Source organism: Sphingomonas ginsenosidimutans, assembly GCF_002374835.1.
Taxonomy (GTDB): Bacteria; Pseudomonadota; Alphaproteobacteria; order Sphingomonadales; family Sphingomonadaceae; genus Sphingomonas; species Sphingomonas ginsenosidimutans.
In genome coordinates this window covers 112,884-130,739 of sequence record NZ_NWVD01000007.1, presented here as the reverse complement: position 1 = coordinate 130,739, position 17,856 = coordinate 112,884, and the positions used below count along the sequence as shown (strand labels likewise).

Here is a 17,856-nt window from a genome sequence, read left to right as displayed (position 1 = left end):
AGACCGCCTTTACCGCGGCTGTAACCCCGGTTTCGTCACGCCAACCGCGACGGCAGCGTCGCACCGAACAGCAGCGTGTTGTCCACCGGATCGGTGACCATCACCGATCCGCCGGCATCCGCGACGATCGCATGGACCAGGAACGCGGCGGCCGCACGCGGCGTCACCGATTCGCCGCCCGATCCGTCGGTCAGCGTGGCGCGCAGGTCCGGGTCCAGGATCACGCGCGGCCCCTCCGCGCGCAGTACGATCTCGGTCGTATGCTCGCCTTCCTCGGTCCCGATCGTCACCGTGCCGCCGCGCACCAATGTATCGCCGGCGATCAGCGCCAGGTTCAGCAGTACCTTGACCGCCGCCTTGGGCAGCTCGGCTTCCTCCACCGCCCATTGCAGCGTCAGCCGCTTGTTCTCCGCCAGCAGCCCCTCGACCGCGCCGCGCGCCTCGCGCATGTCCACCCGCTCGCCGAAGCCGCCCGCCGCGCCGAACGCCAGGCGGAAAAACTTCAGCTTGTTCGCCGACGCCCGCGCGCTTTCGCTGAGCAGTTCCAGGCAGCGGGTGCGCATCGCCGGGTCGGTTTCATCGGCCAGCAGTTCCAGCCCGTTGCTCATCGCGCCGATCGGCGACAGGAGGTCGTGGCACAAGCGCGAGCATAACAGGCTCGCGAAGTCGACCGGGCTGATGGTCATGGGTGAATTTACCTTGAGGACGTCGCAGGATGGCCGCCTTGTGGCGATTGCCCGCCGCCTTCGCAACCTAATGTGGCAAGCGTCACCGCAGCGAAGCGTCCGTGCATCGCACCGGCCGCCACCGCACGCCACGCCGTCACCTCATCCCCCGCGACGATGATCCAGATGCTGCCGTCAGGCGCCGCGTCCGCGGCATCGCGCATGGACGGCTCCGCCCGGCCCGACGGGTGCGAGTGATAATGGCCGATCACCTGCGGCCCGCCGCCGCGCGCCGCGCGATGCGCCGCGATCAGCGCGCGCGGATCGAGTTCGAAGCGGGTCGCCGGATCGTCCGCGACATTCGCGCACGGCATGATCGCGGCAATCCGCTCGCCGCTGCCCAGCAGCAGCCCGCACACCTCCCCCGGGCTGGCCCGCGCCAGCGCGATCAGTTCGTTGCGGTGCGCGATTGAAATACCGATCATCGTCGCCATCTACCACAGGACAATGAACCGGGGGGTTTCCATCATCGAAGCGACGATCGCGCCGGCCGCCGACGGCTGGCGGCTCGACCGCGCGCTGGCCGATGCGGTGCCGACGCTCTCGCGGGAGCGGCTGAAGGTGCTGATCAATGCCGGTCATGTCTCGCAGGACGGGCTGGCGGTGCGCGACCCATCGCGCAAGTCGCGCGGCGGCGAGGCGTTTGCGGTCGCGGTGCCCGCCCCCGCCCCGGCGCATAACGAAGCGCAGGACATCCCGCTGGTCGTGGCGTTCGAGGACGAGCATCTGATTGTCGTCGACAAGCCGGCGGGGCTGGTCGTCCACCCGGCCGCGGGCAATCTCGACGGCACGCTGGTCAACGCGCTGCTGCATCACTGCGACGGGTCGCTGTCGGGCATCGGCGGGGTGGCGCGACCGGGGATCGTCCACCGTATCGACAAGGATACGTCGGGGCTGATGGTCGCCGCCAAGACCGACCGCGCGCACGAAGGACTGGCGAAGCAGTTCGCCGCGCATACGATCGACCGGCGTTACCGCGCGATCGTCGGCGGGCGCCCGGTGCCGCCCGCCGGCACCGTCGATGCGCCGCTGGCCCGTTCGCCGCACAATCGCAAGAAGGTGGCGATCGTCGCCGGCGGCAAGCGCGCGGTCACGCACTATCGCACGCTGGAGCTGCTGCGCGAAGCGGCGCTGGTCGAATGCCGGCTGGAAACCGGGCGCACGCACCAGGTGCGCGTCCATATGGCGTCGATCGGCCATGCCTTGCTGGGCGACCCAGTCTATGGTAGAACAAAACAGGCTCACAAGCGCGTTCTGGAAACCCTGGATTTCCGACGCCAGGCATTGCACGCCGCCCGGCTCGGGTTCATCCACCCGATCACAAGCCACGCTTTGTCGTTCGAAAGCGTGATGCCGGCAGACATGCAGGAACTGTTCAGTCAGCTTGTCGTATAGGTTCGGACCACGCCGGATCGTGCCGCATCAGGGCGGCCCGGCGTTCTCCGCGAGGAAGGGAGACAAAGGATCATGGCAACCCGCAGCAACGTCCCGGCGACGATTCCTGCCCTTGGCGGGGAGCAAAGCCTCAATCGCTACCTTTCCGAGATCAAGAAATTCCCGATCCTGGCGCCAGAGCAGGAATATATGCTCGCCAAGCGGTTCCAGGAACATGGCGACACCGACGCCGCGGCGCAGCTGGTGACGTCGCACCTGCGGCTCGTCGCGAAGATCGCGATGGGCTATCGTGGCTACGGCCTGCCGGTGTCGGAGCTGATCTCCGAGGGCAATATCGGCCTGATGCAGGGCGTGAAGAAGTTCGAGCCGGATCGCGGCTTCCGCCTCGCCACCTATGCGATGTGGTGGATTCGCGCGTCGATCCAGGAATTCATCCTGCGCAGCTGGTCGCTGGTGAAGATGGGCACCACCGCGGCGCAGAAGAAGCTGTTCTTCAACCTTCGCCGGATGAAGGCGCGCCTTGACGCGTTCGAGGATGGCGACCTGCGCCCCGAGGATGTCGAAAAGATCGCCACCGACCTGGGGGTGACCGAGGCGGACGTGGTCAGCATGAATCGCCGCATGGCGATGGGCGGCGACACGTCGCTGAACGTCCCGATGCGCGAGGATGGCGAAGGCCAGTGGCAGGACTGGCTTGCCGATGATTCGCCGCTGCAGGACAGCGTCGTCGCCGACCAGCAGGAAGCTGACGTGCGCCACGACATGCTCGTGTCCGCGATGGAAGACCTGAACGACCGCGAGAAGCACATCCTGACCGAGCGGCGGCTGACCGACGATCCCAAGACGCTGGAGGAGCTGAGCCAGGTTTATGGCGTCAGTCGCGAGCGCGTTCGTCAGATCGAGGTGCGCGCATTTGAGAAGCTGCAACGCGCGATGATGCGGCTGGCGGGCGAGAAGCGTCTGCTGACCGCCTGAGCGGCACGACCCCCCGGCAAGAACGAATGGGGCGGTCCCGGCGGGCCGCCCTTGTTCATTTCAGGGGGACGATCACCTCGTCCGGGTGCGCGACGTTCAGTTCCTTGCGCACCAGTTCGTCGACCATGTCCGGGTTGGCATGGCGCGGATCGAGCAGGGTGACGCGGTTCTTCAGCATCGCGCGCCGCTGGTCGAGCGTGGCATATTGCTTCTCGCGCTGTGCCAGCTGGCGCTTGTAGTCGCCCAGCGCCAGCACGCCGTTCGGCCCCAGCACCGCATAGGCGCCGAAGAACACCAGCACCGCCATGAAGATCGCCGGCGCGAGCGCGCGGCGCAGCGTGGCTTTAAGCGGATGGGGCTTGCGGGGCATGGCACCGCGACTGTCGCGCGCCGCCATGCCCTTGGCAAGCGCCATCAGCCGCGCCGCCGCAGGATGTCGCGGCCGGCGTAATGCGCCACGTCGCCCAGCTCCTCCTCGATGCGGATCAGCTGGTTGTACTTGGCGAGCCGGTCCGACCGCGCAAGGCTGCCGGTCTTGATCTGGCCGCAGTTGGTGGCGACCGCCAGGTCGGCGATCGTCGAATCCTCGGTCTCGCCCGAGCGGTGCGACATCACCGCGGTATAACCCGCGCGCTCTGCGATGCGGATCGCCTCCAGCGTCTCGGTCAGCGTGCCGATCTGGTTGACCTTCACCAGCAGCGAATTGGCCAGCCCCTTCTCGATCCCCATCGTCAGCCGCTTGGGATTGGTCACGAACAGATCGTCGCCGACCAGCTGCACCTTGCCGCCGACCGCATCGGTCAGCGCCTTCCACCCCTCAAAATCGTCCTCGGCCATGCCGTCCTCGATCGACAGGATCGGGTAGCGCGCGACCAGATCGGCGAGGTAATCGGCCATCGCGCCTCGCTCCAGCGTCAGGTTCTCGCCGGAAATGACGTACTTGCCGTCCTTGAAGAACTCGGTCGCGGCGCAATCGAGCGCCAGCATCACGTCGTCGCCGGGGGTGTAGCCGGCCGCCTCGATGCTCTTCATGATGAAGTCCAGCGCATCGGTGGTGCTGGCCAGGTTCGGCGCGAAGCCACCCTCGTCGCCCACTGCGGTCGCCAGCCCCTTGTCGTGCAGGCCCTTCTTGAGCGTGTGGAAGATTTCGGAGCCGCAGCGCACCGCATCCGCCAGCGTCGGCGCGCCGACCGGCATGATCATGAATTCCTGGAAATCGATAGGGTTGTCGGCATGTTCGCCGCCGTTGATGATGTTCATCATCGGCACCGGCAGGACATGCGCCGCGACCCCGCCGACGTAACGGTACAGCGGCAACCCGCGCGCATCCGCCGCCGCCTTCGCCACCGCCAGGCTGGCGCCCAGGATCGCGTTCGCGCCCAGCCGGCTCTTGTTCTCGGTACCGTCCAGCGCGATCATCGCGCGGTCGATTTCGATCTGATCCTCGGCATCAAGGCCGATCAGCGCCTCGGCGAGGTCAGAATTGACCGCGTCGACCGCGATCTCGACGCCCTTGCCGCCCCACTTGCTCTTGTCGCCGTCGCGCTTCTCGACCGCTTCGTGGGCGCCGGTGGACGCGCCCGAGGGCACTGCCGCGCGACCGAAGCTGCCGTCTTCCAGCAGCACGTCGACCTCGACGGTGGGATTGCCGCGGCTGTCGATGACCTGGCGGCCGTGCAGGTCGATGATTGCGGTCACGAAACGATCCCCTTATCTGTTTGCCGGGAGCGGCAGCGCGTTCCGCCTCTAGCGGGCATGGTGCGCCGCCGCAACGCGATGGCGCACGACACGGGAACCCGACATGCCATCGTCGGGTTTGTTCGTTTCGACCTGGGAAGGAATGGATCATGGCCGAGCAACACGATCACGACACGGCGCCTTCGACGAGCAATATCGAAAATGGGCCGGTGACCGCCCCCGTCGGCGATACCCCGGCGGCGGAGCCGACGGCGGGCGGCACGTTCGCCACCGCGCGGCAGACGCTGGCGGACAATGTCGCCAAGGGTCGCGAACAGGCCACCGACAAGGCGCGGCTGTATGCCGAGGATGGCAAGGCCCGCGCCACGAGCGCGCTGGGCCAGCTGTCGACCATGCTCAACGACGCCGCCGCACAGGTGGACGAGAAGATCGGCGAGCAATACGGCCAATATGCGCGTCAGGCCGCCGATCGCGTCCAGGGGCTGTCCAGTTCGATCGATGCCAAGACCGTCGACGATCTGGTCGCCGACGTCCGCGAACTGGTGAAGAAAAGTCCCGCGGTCGCGGTCGGCGTTGCCGCCGGGATCGGCTTCGTCGTCGCGCGCCTGCTGTCCTCCGGTCTTGACCACCGCGACGCCTGATCCATGGGGCTTCGCGAACCGCTGTTGGAGGATCACAGCATCCCGCATCTCTTCGCGCGCCTGACCAGCGACGCGCGCGAGGTTGCGCAGGCCGAGATCGCGCTTGCCAAGGCAAAGGTCGGCGACATGACGGCGCGCTACAAGGCGGCGGCGATCTATTTCGCGGTTGCCGGGGTGCTCGCGGTGGCGGCGCTGATCGCGCTGCTGGTCGGGTTGATCGTATCGCTCGCGACGCTGATCGGACCGGGCTTTGCGACGCTCGTCGTGGTCGGCGTGACACTCGCCGTCGCGGCGGCTCTGGGTTACGCCGGCGTGACGAGGCTGTCGCGATGAGCGACGTCGCGGCGGCACAGGCCCGCGCCGAGGCGGCACGGCAGCGTTTGACCAGCACGGTCGAAACGCTCCAGACCCAGCTCGCGCCAGAGCGCATCGCGCGCCGCGCGGTGAGCGAGGTCAGCGAGAGCGGCAGCCGTGCCGCGCAGGCGTCGGTCGCGGTCGCGCGCCGCAATCCGGTCGCCGTCGCGGGCGCCGCGGCGGTGTTGCTGGCGGCGCTCAACCGAAAGCGCATTGCCGCCCTGTTCGCGCGCCCCGCCAAGCGGAAACCGCTCCTCTCCATCAAACGTTCGTCCGTTCACGGCCGATGAAGGAACCGATGATGACCGATCACCACGACACCCAGGCAGAGCACCACGGGCGCATCCGCGACGGCATCGACACCGCCGCCGACAAGGCGTCCAGCGCGTATGAAACCGCGCGTCACAAGGCGAGCGACGCGGCGCAGGTCACGGTCCAGACGCTGGAAACCAACCCACTCGGCGTCGTCGTCGGCGGCATGGCGCTCGGCGCGCTGGTCGCGCTGGTCGTGCCGCGCGGACAGCGCGAAAAGGAACTGCTCGCCCCGGTCGGGCGCAAGGTAGCCGCCGCGGCGGTCGCCGGGCTTGCCGCCGCGAAGGAGGCCGGGCGCGCCGAGCTCGACCAGCTTGGCCTCAGCAAGGGCGCGGCCAAGGATCAGGCCAAGTCGCTGCTCCAGGGCGTCGTGAAGGCGGCCACATCGGCCGGTACTGCGGCGGCGCAGGCGAGCAAGGAAAAGGTCAAGGGCGCCTGAACGCACGCAACGGCGCGCGGGACTTCAAACCCGCGCCGCTTCGCGGTAGAGCGGCCGACACAAGCGACGTCGGGCAGCACGTCGCCTCGCTATACGGGAGAGGAGATCGCACCGGCGGCATACGCCCGGCGCGATCTCCTTTTCTCCGTCACGGGTCGATCGCTGCCAGCCGTGTTTGCGATCCTTCCCTCCCTCAGGAACCGCGCATGAGCAAATTGCATCTGGTGTTCGGCGGGCGCGTCAACGATCCGCGTACGCTCGATTTCAACGACCTGTCCTCGATCGAGGTGGTCGGCATCTTCCCGGACTATGCCAGCGCCGAAAAGGCGTGGCGCGCGGCGGCGCAGCGCACCGTCGACGATGCCGAGATGAAATATGTGGTGGTGCATCTGCACCGCCTGCTGGAACCCGATCTGCTCGCCAAGCCGGCGCAGTGAGGCGCACCGGCCCCTCCGCAACGCGAACCGGAGGGGTCGGTCAGAACAGTTCGTCGAGACAGCGGTGGAAAGCCATCCGCTGCCGATCGGGTGACGCCACGCCGATCGCATCGAGGAACGCGCGCTCCGCTGCGGGGTCGAGCTCTCCCAGATTGGCGCACAGGATCGCGATATCCTGATACGGGTCCGCCACGCCCAGCAGGCCGACGTCGATACAGCCGGTGACGTGGCCGCGTTCGTCCATCAACAGGTTGCCGAGCGAGAAGTCGCCGTGCGTCACGACGCGCTGGTGCAGGTCGGGATCGTACAGCGCCTCGGTATGCGCCAGCATCCGTTCGGCATCCCAGCCGAGGTGATCGTCGGCGAAATCCTCGACGTCCACCTCCCCCGCCCCCACCCGTCGCCGCGCGGCCGCCAGCCGCAGCGCGGCGCCGGCCTCGAACGGGCAATCGTCCACTGGCAGCGCGTGAAGCTGCGTCAGGAACCCGGCGAAGGCGGCGACGATCACGGGCAGCAGCGCCGAATCGTGATCCAGCCACGCATCCCCGGTCCGGCCCGCCACACCGATGGTCAACAGCCAGGCGGCGCCATCCTCGTCCGCGAAGGCGACCGGCCGCGCCGCAGGGACGCGCCCCTGCAACCAGCGCAGTCGGACCGCCTCGTCCACGATCGCCGCCGCGACCGCATCGGTGCCATGTTTCAGGTACAGCGACGGCGCACCGGCGCGCGTCAGGCGGTGGATGACACCGCCGGATTCGCCCGCGCCGTCGCGATACCATTCATATCCGGCGAGCCGGGCGTCCCACGACGCCGGCAGGACATGGCGCGTCAGATGAACTCGATCTTCGACACGAGGTAGTAACGGTCGCCCGCCGGCACCGACACCTCCACCTCGTCGTCGACGCTGCGCCCGATCAGCGCGCGGCCGAGCGGGGAATTGTAGCTGATCCGCCCGCTCTTGGCGTCCGCCTCGGTCTGGCCGACGATCTGGTAGCGGACCGGCTTGTCGTCCTCGTCCATCAGCGTGACGGTCGCGCCGAACACGATCTTGTCGCCCGACAGATCCCGCGGGTCGATGATCTGCGCGCGACTCAGCTTGTCCTCGATATCGGCGATCGTCGCCTCTACCTGGCCCTGCCGCTCCTTGGCGGCGTGATATTCGGCGTTTTCCGAAAGGTCGCCGTGCGCACGCGCTTCCTCGATCGCATCGACGATCTGCGGGCGTTCGATCTTGAGGCGCTTCAGGTCTGCGGTCAGCTTCTCATAGCCTTCCTGCAGCATCGGCATCTTCTCGACGGTCGCCATCGCTTATCCTTCAAAAACGCTTCCCCGAGCGGCCCCCTCCCTGAGGACCGCCCGCACCATCCAAACATGTGGGGGATCAGTCGTGCGGCCGTGAATAATAAGACTGCAGCGGCCGCACTTCAAGCTTGCGGGTCGTTGCGGTCCGAAGCGCCTCGGCCGCTTGCACTGCCGCCGATGCGGTGGTGAAATAGGGAATCTTCCCGTTCACCGCGGAAGCACGGATCGGCTGGGAATCCTTCAGGCTCTGCCACCCTTCGGTGGTGTTGAAGATCAGCGCGATGCCGCCGTCCTTGATCCGGTCGACGATATGCGGACGTCCCTGAGCCACCTTGTTCACCCGCTCGATCGGCAGGCCGGCGCGCGACAGGTGATCGGCGGTGCCCCCGGTCGCCACGATGGTGAAGCCGGCCGCGACCAGCGCCTCCACCGCGGGGACGATCGCGGCCTTGTCGCCATCCTTGACGCTGACGAACACTGCGCCTTCGGTCGGCAGGACGGTGCCCGCGCCCAGCTGCGACTTGGCAAAGGCGGTGGTGAAATCGGTCGAAATCCCCATCACTTCGCCGGTGGACTTCATTTCCGGCGACAGCACCGGGTCGATCCCGGGGAAGCGGTTGAACGGGAACACCGCTTCCTTGACCGCATAATAATCGATGTTGCGATCGATCGGCGGCAGGTCGCACAGCTTCTCGCCCGCCATCACGCGGCTGGCGATCTTCGCGATCGGCGCGCCGATCGCCTTGGCGACGAACGGCACCGTGCGGCTGGCGCGCGGGTTCACCTCGATGAGGTACACCTTGCCGTCCTTCACCGCGAACTGGATGTTCATCAGCCCGACGACGTTCAGGCCGCGCGCCAGCGCCTCGGCCTGCCGTTCGATCTCGGCGATGATCTCCGCGGGCAGCGAATAGGGCGGGATCGAACAGGCGCTGTCACCCGAATGGACCCCGGCCTCCTCGATATGCTGGAGCACGCCCGCGACGACCACGTCGTCGCCGTCGCAGATCGCATCGACGTCCACCTCGGTCGCGTCGCGCAGATACTGGTCGATCAGCACCGGGGCATCGCCCGATACCTGCACCGCGGTCTGGATATAGTCGTCCAGCTGCTGGTCGCTGTCGACGATCTCCATCGCGCGGCCGCCCAGCACATAGCTGGGGCGCATCAGCACCGGGTAGCCGATACGGTTCGCGACCGCGAGCGCCTCGTCACGGCTGCGCGCGATGCCGTTGGCGGGCTGCAACAGGCGCAGCTTGTTTACCAGCGCGGCGAACCGCTCGCGGTCCTCGGCCAGGTCGATCGCGTCCGGGCTGGTGCCCAGGATCGGGATACCCGCCTTTTCCAGCGCGCGCGCCAGATTCAGCGGAGTCTGCCCGCCGAACTGGACGATCACACCGACCAACTCGCCCGACTGCTGTTCGACGTGCAGGATCTCCAGCACGTCTTCGGCGGTCAGCGGCTCGAAATATAGGCGGTCGGACGTGTCATAGTCGGTGCTCACCGTTTCCGGGTTGCAGTTGACCATGATCGTCTCATAGCCCGCGTCCGCCAGCGCGAAGCAGGCGTGGCAGCAGCAGTAGTCGAACTCGATCCCCTGCCCGATCCGGTTTGGCCCGCCGCCCAGAATGACGATCTTGCGCCGGTCGGACGGCTGCGCCTCATTCTCCGGCTCGCCGAAGCTGGGCGCTTCGTAGGTCGAATACATGTACGGCGTCCTGGCGTCGAATTCCGCGGCGCAGGTGTCGATCCGCTTGAACACCGGGCGCACGCCCAGCTTGACGCGATGCTCGCGCACCTCTTCCTCGGTCACGCCGCCGGTCATCGCCTTGACCGCTTCGTGGATCAGCCCCGATCCGCGCGCGATCCCGCGTTCCATGCCGCGCAGGTTCGCCGATTGCAGCGCCAGCCACGCCAGCCTTTTGTCGGAAAAGCCCATCGCCTTCAGCCGGCGCATCCCGGCGGCGTCGATGGGCAGACCCTGCTTCATCACCTCGGCCTCGGCCGCGACGATCTCCGCGAGACGCTCGACAAACCAGGGATCGAACCTGGCGATCGCGTTCACCTCGGCGACGGTGAAGCCTTCCCGAAGGGCTTGCGCCGCCACCAGCAGCCGGTCGGGCGTCGGCGACGCCAGCGCCGCCTCGATCTCCGCGCGCGGCGCGCCGACCAGCCGGTCGACCTGGTTGAAGCCGGACAGGCCGGTCTCCAGCCCGCGCAACGCCTTCTGCATCGATTCGTGGATGTTGCGGCCGATCGCCATCACCTCGCCGACCGACTTCATCGCGGTGCCCAGCGTCGCCTGCGCGCCCTTGAACTTCTCGAACGCGAAACGCGGGATCTTGGTCACGACGTAATCGATCGTCGGTTCGAAGCTGGCCGGGGTCGCGCCGGTGATGTCGTTCTCGATCTCGTCGAGCGTATAGCCGACCGCCAGCTTCGCCGCGACCTTGGCGATCGGAAAGCCGGTCGCCTTGGACGCCAGCGCCGACGAGCGGCTCACGCGCGGGTTCATCTCGATCACGATCAGCCGGCCGTCCTTCGGATTGACCGCGAACTGGACGTTCGAACCGCCTGTTTCCACGCCGATTTCGCGCAGCACCGCGATGCTGGCGTTGCGCATGATCTGATATTCCTTGTCGGTCAGCGTCAGCGCGGGCGCTACGGTGATGGAATCGCCGGTGTGGACGCCCATCGGATCGACATTCTCGATCGAACAGATGATGATGCAATTGTCCGCGCGGTCGCGGACCACCTCCATCTCATATTCCTTCCAGCCGAGCAGCGATTCCTCGATCAGCACCTCGGTGGTGGGCGAGGCGTCGAGGCCCTTGCGGACGATCTCGATGAACTCCTCGCGATTGTACGCGACGCCGCCGCCGGTGCCGCCCAGCGTGAAGCTGGGGCGGATGATCGCCGGCAGCCCGACCTTCTCCAGCCCGGCCAGCGCCTCCGCCTCGGTATGCGCGATCGACGAGCGGGCCGATTCCAGCCCGATCTTGTCCATTGCGTTGCGGAATTTCAGCCGGTCCTCGGCCTTGTCGATCGCATCGGCATCGGCACCGATCATCTGGACGCCGAACTTCTCCAGCGTGCCGTCGCGGAACAGCGCCAGCGCGGTGTTGAGCGCGGTCTGCCCACCCATCGTCGGCAGCACCGCATCGGGCCGCTCCGCCTCGATGATCTTGGCGACCACCTCGGGCGTGATCGGCTCGACATAGGTGGCGTCGGCCAGCTCGGGATCGGTCATGATCGTCGCCGGGTTCGAATTGACCAGGACGATGCGGTAGCCCTCTTCCTTCAGCGCCTTGATCGCCTGCGTGCCCGAATAATCGAACTCGCACGCCTGACCGATGACGATCGGCCCGGCGCCGATGACGAGGATGGAGGAGATGTCGGTGCGTTTGGGCATGTCAGTCCTGCAAATTCAGTGCGACGACCGTTCGCGTCTAGTTAGGATGGCGGAGGCAGAGGGACTGCCTCATCGCAACGCCCCCACGAACCGCTCGAACAGATAGAAGCTGTCCTGCGGTCCCGGCGACGCTTCCGGGTGATACTGCACCGAAAACGCCGGGCGATCGGTCAGCTCCAGCCCCGCGTTCGATCCGTCGAACAGAGACACATGCGTCTCGCGCGCATTGGCGGGCAGGCTTTCCCGCTCCACCGCGAAGCCGTGGTTCATGCTGGTGATCTCAACCGCGCCGTCGGAGAGCCGCTTGACCGGGTGGTTGGCGCCGCGGTGGCCCTGGAACATCTTGGTGGTCTTCGCGCCGACCGCGAGGCCCAGCAGCTGGTGGCCCAGGCAGATGCCGAACAGCGGCTTGCCGGTATCGAGCAACTGGCGGATCACTGGCACGGCATATTCGCCGGTGGCCGCCGGGTCGCCGGGGCCGTTCGACAGGAAGATGCCGTCCGGCGCCAGCGCCATGATCTGGTCGAAGGTCGCCTCGGCCGGCACCACCGACACCTTCGCCCCTGCCTGAACAAGGTTGCGGAAGATATTGTGCTTGCTGCCGTAATCGATCGCGACGACATGCGGCCGCGCGCCGCCCTCACCCGCGCCATAGCCGAAGCCGAGCCGCCAGATGCCGCCCTCCCACGTGCCGTGCGTCTCGCGCGTCACCTGCCGGGCAAGGTCCATCCCCTCCAGCCCCGGCCAGCCGCGCGCCATCGCAAGCAGCGCCGGCAGGTCGAACGTGCCATCGGGCGAATGCGCGACGACGCCATTGGGGGCGCCGCCGGTGCGGATGCGGCGCGTCAGCGCGCGCGTGTCGATCCCGGCCAGGCCGATGCGCGTGTGGCGCTTCATCCAGCCGTCGAGGTTCTCCATCGCCCGGAAGTTCGACGGCGCGGTCGGATCCTCGCGCACGATCATCCCCAGCGCGTGGGGATCGTCGGCCTCCACATCGTCCGGGTTCGCGCCGACGTTGCCGATGTGCGGGAAGGTGAAGGTGATGATCTGCCCCGCGAAGGACGGATCGGTCATGATCTCCTGATAGCCGGTCATCGCGGTGTGGAAGCACACCTCGCCAACCGCCGCGCCGGCAGCGCCGAAGCCACGGCCCCACGCCACCTCGCCATTGGCCAGGACGAGGACGCCGGTGGCACCCTCCGGTTGCGGGACGCGCGAAATGTCCGGCTCGGCCATGGTCGGCAAGCACTCCTCAGGTTGGTTTGCAGCAATGTCGCTAAGCCCCGCCCGCTAGACACCCGACCCCCTCGCGTCAACCGTCCAGCATCGCTATCGCGGTCGACATGATTCGAGACGACATCAAGCAAGCCCAGATCGCCGCCATGAAGGCGGGCGACAAGGAATCCCGCGCCGCGATCGGCCTGATCCAGGCCGCGATCAAGAATCGCGATATCGAGGCGCGCACCGGCGGCGCCCCCGCGGACGACGATGCGCTGGTGATCGAAGTCCTTCAGAAGATGGTCAAACAGCGCCGCGAATCGATCGCCATGTACGAACAGGGCGGGCGCGCCGAACTTGCCGCGGCGGAGGCCGCCGAAGTCGCGGTCATCGAACGTTTCCTGCCCGCGCAGATGAGCGAGGAGGAGACGAAAGCGGCGATCGAGGCGATCAAGGCCGACCTCGGCGCATCCGGCATGAAGGACATGGGCCGCGTGATGGCCGAACTGAAGGCCCGCCACGCCACCACGCTCGACATGAGCAAGGCGAGCGGGCTGGTGAAGGCGGCTTTGGCCTGATTTGTAGAACAGGAAGGGTTGGTTCGCGCGGAGGCCCGGAGAGGTGGCTCCGCGCGTCATCGCACCTCCCTTCACGACGGTGCGTCCGAGAGAGTTGCCAAGGCGGCTCGGATTGGCGCGGCAGGCGCGACATCTCTGCCCCTCCGCGCCTCTGCGCGAACCCCATCCCCCTTTCCTTCGCGGCTTCGCGCAAACAGAATCATTGCAATTTTTACCCCCCCGTGACAGGGCGGGTTACAATCGCGCGTGAGCCTCACCCCCGCCTTCCTCGACGAATTGCGTGCGCGCACCTCGCTGTCCGCGCTGGTCGGAAAAACGGTGAAGCTGACCCGCGCGGGGCGCGAGATGAAGGGCTGCTGCCCCTTCCATAACGAGAAGACGCCCAGCTTCTATGTCAACGACGACAAGGGCTTCTACCATTGCTTCGGCTGTTCCGCGCATGGCGATGCCATCCGCTGGATGACCGATCATCAGGGGCTGCCGTTCATCGATGCGGTGAAGGAGCTCGCCGCCGCCGCGGGCCTCGACATGCCCGAACAGGACGCGCGCGCCGCGCAGCGGGCCGAACGGGCAAAGTCGCTGCACGACGTCATGCAGGCCGCCGCCGATTTCTTCACCCAGCAGCTCGGCGGGATCGAGGGCGCGGCGGCACGCGCGCTCCTGGAACGCCGCGGTGTTTCGGCGGCGACGACGCAGGCGTTCGGCTTCGGCTATTCGCCCGATTCGCGCGGTCGCCTGCGCGCCGCGCTCAAGGATTTCGGCGACGCCATGCTGGTCGAGGCGGGGCTGCTGATCCAGGTCGAGGGCAAGGAGCCGTACGACCGGTTCCGCGGCCGCCTGATGATCCCGATCCGCGATCCGCGCGGGCGCGTCATTGCGTTCGGCGGGCGAATCATCGGGGAGGGCGAGCCGAAATATCTCAACTCCCCCGACACGCCGCTGTTCGACAAGGGGCGCACGCTCTACAATCTCGAGCGCGCCGCGCCCGCCGCGCGCAAGGCCGACCGGCTGTTCGTGGTCGAAGGCTATATGGATGCGATCGCGCTGGCGCAGGGCGGCGTCGGCGAGGTGGTTGCGCCGCTGGGCACCGCGCTGACCGAACACCAGCTGGAACGGCTGTGGCGCGTCGTCGACGTGCCGATCCTGTGCCTCGATGGCGACGGCGCCGGGCAGAAGGCCGCGATCCGCGCCGCGCATCGCGCGCTGCCGATGCTGGCACCCGGCCGCAGCCTCGCCTTCGTCACCCTGCCCGACGGTGAGGATCCCGACGACCTGATGCGCGCCAAGGGCAAGCCCGCGTTCGAGGCACTGGTGCGCGAGGCGGAACCGCTGGTCGACCGGTTATGGAAGCATGAACTGGCCGCCGAACCGCTCACCACCCCGGAACAGCGCGCGGGATTGAAGCGGCGGCTGTCCGATCTTGCCGGGTCGATCGCCGATCCGGCGGTGAAGTCCGAATATCAGGCCGAATTCCGCCACCGCTTCGACGAACAGTTCGCCCGCACCCGCCAGCCCTTCCAGCAGCGCCAGCCCTTCTATCCGATCGGGCAGCGCCGGTCGGAGCAGAGAGGGCCGGGACAGAAGTGGACCCCGCCCCTGCCCCCCGTGACCGAGGACGCGCGCCGCCTGCGCGCCGCGGGCGGGATCGACCCGATCCTGTCGAAGGCGGTCGTCGCCGGGCTGCTGCGCCACCCCGCGGAGATCGCGCGCCATATGGAGGTGCTCGGCTCGCTGAAGCTGGCCGATGGCGCGCTGGGGCGAGTGTTCGAGGCGGTGGTGGACGTCGCGCTGGCCGACACGCGCGCCGCGCCGCTTGATAGCGGGCGGCTTGTCACCATATTGGCGCAATCCGGTTTCGACACCATCGCCCATGATCTGCTGCGTGCCGATGCGATGCCTTACTCGTTCACCCGCGCCGATGCGGATGCGAAGCAGGCGCGTGAGGATCTGGACGAGGCGATCGCGATCCTGGTGACGCGACCGGAAGTGGATGCGGCTCTGGCGGAGGCCACCTCAGCGATGATGGAACGCTTCACCGACGAGGCGTTCCAGCGGCAGGTGGCATTGGTGAACGAACAGCGGGCGCTGGACCAGCGTCTTGCAAATCTCGTGCAGGCAAACGAAGACGCCCGCGCGCTTGGACTTGAGGACGATTGATGGCGAAGATGAACGGTGGCGGGGCGGACGATGGCGCGGAAGTGGCCGATGCCCCGCTGATCGACCTCAACGATGCGAACGTCAAGAAGCTGATCGCCCGTGCCAAGAAGCGCGGCTACATCACCTATGACCAGCTGAACGAGGCCCTGCCCCAGGACCAGATGTCGTCCGACCAGCTGGAAGACATCATGTCCGCGCTCAACGAAATGGGCGTGAACATCGTCGAGAACGAGGAGCAGGGCGAGGACGGCGAGAGCGAGGAGCGCGCCGACGACGACGAGGTCGATACCACCGATTCGACCGAAGACGGCAGTGCGCCGGTCGTCGAGAAGAAGAAGGAGACGATCGACCGCACCGACGATCCCGTCCGCATGTACCTGCGCGAGATGGGGGCGGTCGAGCTGCTGTCGCGCGAGGGCGAGATCGCCATCGCCAAGCGGATCGAGGCCGGGCGCGACACGATGATCCTGGGGCTGTGCGAAAGCCCGATCACCTTTAACGCGATCATCGACTGGTCGACCGCGCTGAACGAAGGCACGATGCAGCTGCGCGAGATCGTCGATCTCGACGCGATGCTGTCCAAGGGGCCGTCGGCCGAGCAGGTCGAGGGCGCCGAGGACGACAGCGGCGAGATCAGCGCGTCGGCGACCGGCCCGCAGTTCAAGGAGGAGGAAGAGCCGGAAGAGGCGTCCGCCGACGAGGACGACGAGCTGACCGAGCGTCGCACGCCGCGCCCGTCCGACGACGACGAGGAGGACAATACGCTCAGCCTCGCGCAGATGGAGGAGACGCTCAAGCCGCAGGCGCTGGAGAAGTTCGCCAATATCACCGCGATTTACCGCAAATTCTCAAAGATGCAGGAATCGCGGCTGGAATCCATGGCCGCGGGCGCCGAGCTGTCGGCGGCCGAGGAGCGCAAGTACCAGAAGCTCCGTGAGGACCTGACCGCCGAGGTAGAGAGCGTCCAGTTCCACCAGACCAAGATCGAATATCTGGTCGACCAGCTGTACAGCTATAACCGGCGCCTTACCGCGCTGGGCGGGCAGATGCTGCGCCTCGCGGAGCGGCACAAGGTCGCGCGCAAGGACTTCCTCGACCGCTACATGGGCCATGAGCTGGACGAGGGCTTCCTCGACGCGGTCAACGGCCTCGACAAGAAGTGGACCGCCTTCGCCACCAACGAAGCGGGCGCGGTCGACCGCATCCGCACCGAGATCAGCGAGATTTCGCAACAGACCGGCATGGCGCTGGCCGAATTCCGCCGCATCGTGAACATGGTGCAGAAGGGCGAGCGCGAGGCGCGTATCGCCAAGAAGGAGATGGTCGAGGCGAACCTGCGCCTCGTTATCTCGATCGCCAAGAAATACACCAACCGCGGGCTGCAGTTCCTGGATCTGATCCAGGAGGGCAACATCGGCCTGATGAAGGCGGTCGACAAGTTCGAGTATCGCCGCGGCTACAAGTTCAGCACCTATGCGACCTGGTGGATCCGCCAGGCGATCACCCGCTCGATCGCCGATCAGGCGCGGACGATCCGCATCCCGGTCCATATGATCGAGACGATCAACAAGCTGGTGCGCACCAGCCGCCAGTTCCTGCACGAGCAGGGCCGCGAGCCGACCCCGGAGGAGATGGCCGAGCGCCTTTCCATGCCGCTGGAGAAGGTGCGCAAGGTGATGAAGATCGCCAAGGAGCCGATCAGCCTCGAAACGCCGATCGGCGACGAGGAGGATTCGCACCTGGGCGATTTCATCGAGGACAAGAACGCGGTCATCCCAGTCGATGCCGCGATCCAGGCGAACCTGAAGGAAACCGTCACCCGCGTCCTCGCCAGCCTCACCCCGCGTGAGGAGCGCGTGCTGCGCATGCGCTTCGGGATCGGCATGAACACCGACCATACGCTGGAGGAAGTCGGGCAGCAGTTCAGCGTGACGCGCGAACGCATCCGCCAGATCGAGGCGAAGGCACTGCGCAAGCTCAAGCACCCGTCGCGCAGCCGCAAGATGCGCAGTTTCCTCGACCAGTAACGCCGGGCGCTCCCTCGTGGGGCGCTATTGGCAACGTCCCGCCCACGTCGCCTCAGCGAAAGCTGGGGCCTTCCGCGTGCAGCGCGCCAACCTCCGCCTTGCAGCGGCAGAATCCTGCCGTTTCGGTGCCGGAACGATCAAGCAGCGGCAAAATTTCGCCGGGCGTAAACCCGCTCTTTACGTCGG

The 17,856-nt window shown here is 67.1% G+C and carries 18 protein-coding genes; 10 read left to right on the top strand and 8 right to left on the bottom strand.

All coding sequences use genetic code 11. The annotated features are described in order from the left end of the window. Positions 1–35: 35 nt before the first annotated feature. Positions 36–686 carry a histidine phosphotransferase family protein gene (locus tag COA17_RS14455; RefSeq protein WP_066484450.1) on the bottom strand — a complete coding sequence of 217 codons (651 nt, stop codon included), beginning with the start codon at positions 684–686 and terminating at the stop codon, positions 36–38. A gap of 8 nt (positions 687–694) precedes the next feature. Next, positions 695–1,150: a M67 family metallopeptidase gene (locus COA17_RS14450; protein ID WP_096613462.1), complete on the bottom strand. Its 456-nt coding sequence runs from the start codon at positions 1,148–1,150 to the stop codon at positions 695–697. A gap of 22 nt (positions 1,151–1,172) precedes the next feature. On the opposite strand from COA17_RS14450, the gene COA17_RS14445 reads away from it, so the two are divergent. Together COA17_RS14445 and rpoH are read left to right on the top strand one after the other, a co-directional pair. Continuing rightward, complete coding sequence (locus COA17_RS14445; protein WP_096613395.1) at positions 1,173–2,120, top strand: RluA family pseudouridine synthase; 948 nt, start codon at positions 1,173–1,175, stop codon at positions 2,118–2,120. A gap of 72 nt (positions 2,121–2,192) precedes the next feature. Continuing rightward, positions 2,193–3,095: an RNA polymerase sigma factor RpoH gene (rpoH, locus tag COA17_RS14440; protein ID WP_066488244.1), complete on the top strand. Its 903-nt coding sequence runs from the start codon at positions 2,193–2,195 to the stop codon at positions 3,093–3,095. A gap of 55 nt (positions 3,096–3,150) precedes the next feature. Here rpoH and COA17_RS14435 read toward each other — a convergent pair whose 3' ends face one another. Beyond that, positions 3,151–3,465, bottom strand: a complete 315-nt coding sequence (locus tag COA17_RS14435; RefSeq protein WP_066706211.1) for an FtsB family cell division protein — start codon at positions 3,463–3,465, stop codon at positions 3,151–3,153. 44 nt (positions 3,466–3,509) lie between these two features. Then, the gene (gene eno / locus COA17_RS14430; RefSeq protein ID WP_096613393.1) at positions 3,510–4,793 is read right to left on the bottom strand and encodes a phosphopyruvate hydratase; all 1,284 of its coding nucleotides are present in this window, start codon (positions 4,791–4,793) and stop codon (positions 3,510–3,512) included. Positions 4,794–4,942: 149 nt separating this feature from the next. Here eno and COA17_RS14425 point away from each other — a divergent pair, with 149 nt between their 5' ends. The 5 genes from COA17_RS14425 (at position 4,943) to COA17_RS14405 (ending at position 6,976) form a co-directional block, all read left to right on the top strand. Beyond that, positions 4,943–5,434, top strand: coding sequence for a hypothetical protein (locus tag COA17_RS14425; protein WP_096613391.1), 492 nt, complete (start codon positions 4,943–4,945; stop codon positions 5,432–5,434). A gap of 3 nt (positions 5,435–5,437) precedes the next feature. Next, a complete protein-coding gene (locus COA17_RS14420) occupies positions 5,438–5,767 on the top strand; it encodes a phage holin family protein (RefSeq protein ID WP_096613389.1) in 330 nt (109 codons plus the stop codon). Next, positions 5,764–6,078 carry a DUF3618 domain-containing protein gene (locus COA17_RS14415; protein WP_096613387.1) on the top strand — a complete coding sequence of 105 codons (315 nt, stop codon included), beginning with the start codon at positions 5,764–5,766 and terminating at the stop codon, positions 6,076–6,078. Before COA17_RS14420 ends, COA17_RS14415 begins: the two co-directional genes overlap by 4 nt. Before the next feature lie 11 nt (positions 6,079–6,089). Beyond that, positions 6,090–6,539 carry a hypothetical protein gene (locus COA17_RS14410; RefSeq protein ID WP_096613458.1) on the top strand — a complete coding sequence of 150 codons (450 nt, stop codon included), beginning with the start codon at positions 6,090–6,092 and terminating at the stop codon, positions 6,537–6,539. Positions 6,540–6,745: 206 nt separating this feature from the next. Continuing rightward, on the top strand, positions 6,746–6,976 hold the full coding sequence (locus tag COA17_RS14405) for a DUF4170 domain-containing protein (protein ID WP_066488252.1): 231 nt from the start codon (positions 6,746–6,748) through the stop codon (positions 6,974–6,976). Positions 6,977–7,016: 40 nt separating this feature from the next. On the opposite strand, the gene COA17_RS14400 is transcribed toward COA17_RS14405, so the two are convergent. The 4 genes from COA17_RS14400 to carA all read right to left on the bottom strand — a co-directional run bounded on the left by COA17_RS14400 (position 7,017) and on the right by carA (position 12,926). Beyond that, the gene (locus COA17_RS14400; RefSeq protein WP_245857835.1) at positions 7,017–7,793 is read right to left on the bottom strand and encodes an APH(3') family aminoglycoside O-phosphotransferase; all 777 of its coding nucleotides are present in this window, start codon (positions 7,791–7,793) and stop codon (positions 7,017–7,019) included. A gap of 11 nt (positions 7,794–7,804) precedes the next feature. Further along, positions 7,805–8,281, bottom strand: coding sequence for a transcription elongation factor GreA (gene greA / locus COA17_RS14395; RefSeq protein WP_066488257.1), 477 nt, complete (start codon positions 8,279–8,281; stop codon positions 7,805–7,807). Between the two features lie 76 nt (positions 8,282–8,357). Beyond that, entirely contained in the window at positions 8,358–11,690 is a 3,333-nt protein-coding gene (gene carB, locus COA17_RS14390; protein ID WP_096613383.1) for a carbamoyl-phosphate synthase large subunit, read from the bottom strand. A gap of 69 nt (positions 11,691–11,759) precedes the next feature. Further along, positions 11,760–12,926, bottom strand: a complete 1,167-nt coding sequence (gene carA / locus COA17_RS14385; RefSeq protein ID WP_096613381.1) for a glutamine-hydrolyzing carbamoyl-phosphate synthase small subunit — start codon at positions 12,924–12,926, stop codon at positions 11,760–11,762. Between the two features lie 107 nt (positions 12,927–13,033). Here carA and COA17_RS14380 point away from each other — a divergent pair, with 107 nt between their 5' ends. The 3 genes from COA17_RS14380 (at position 13,034) to rpoD (ending at position 17,670) form a co-directional block, all read left to right on the top strand. After that, a complete protein-coding gene (locus tag COA17_RS14380) occupies positions 13,034–13,486 on the top strand; it encodes a GatB/YqeY domain-containing protein (protein ID WP_096613379.1) in 453 nt (150 codons plus the stop codon). Between the two features lie 246 nt (positions 13,487–13,732). Further along, positions 13,733–15,643, top strand: a complete 1,911-nt coding sequence (gene dnaG / locus COA17_RS14375) for a DNA primase (protein WP_096613377.1) — start codon at positions 13,733–13,735, stop codon at positions 15,641–15,643. After that, the gene (gene rpoD, locus COA17_RS14370) at positions 15,643–17,670 is read left to right on the top strand and encodes an RNA polymerase sigma factor RpoD (protein WP_096613375.1); all 2,028 of its coding nucleotides are present in this window, start codon (positions 15,643–15,645) and stop codon (positions 17,668–17,670) included. Before dnaG ends, rpoD begins: the two co-directional genes overlap by 1 nt. Positions 17,671–17,856 lie beyond the last annotated feature (186 nt).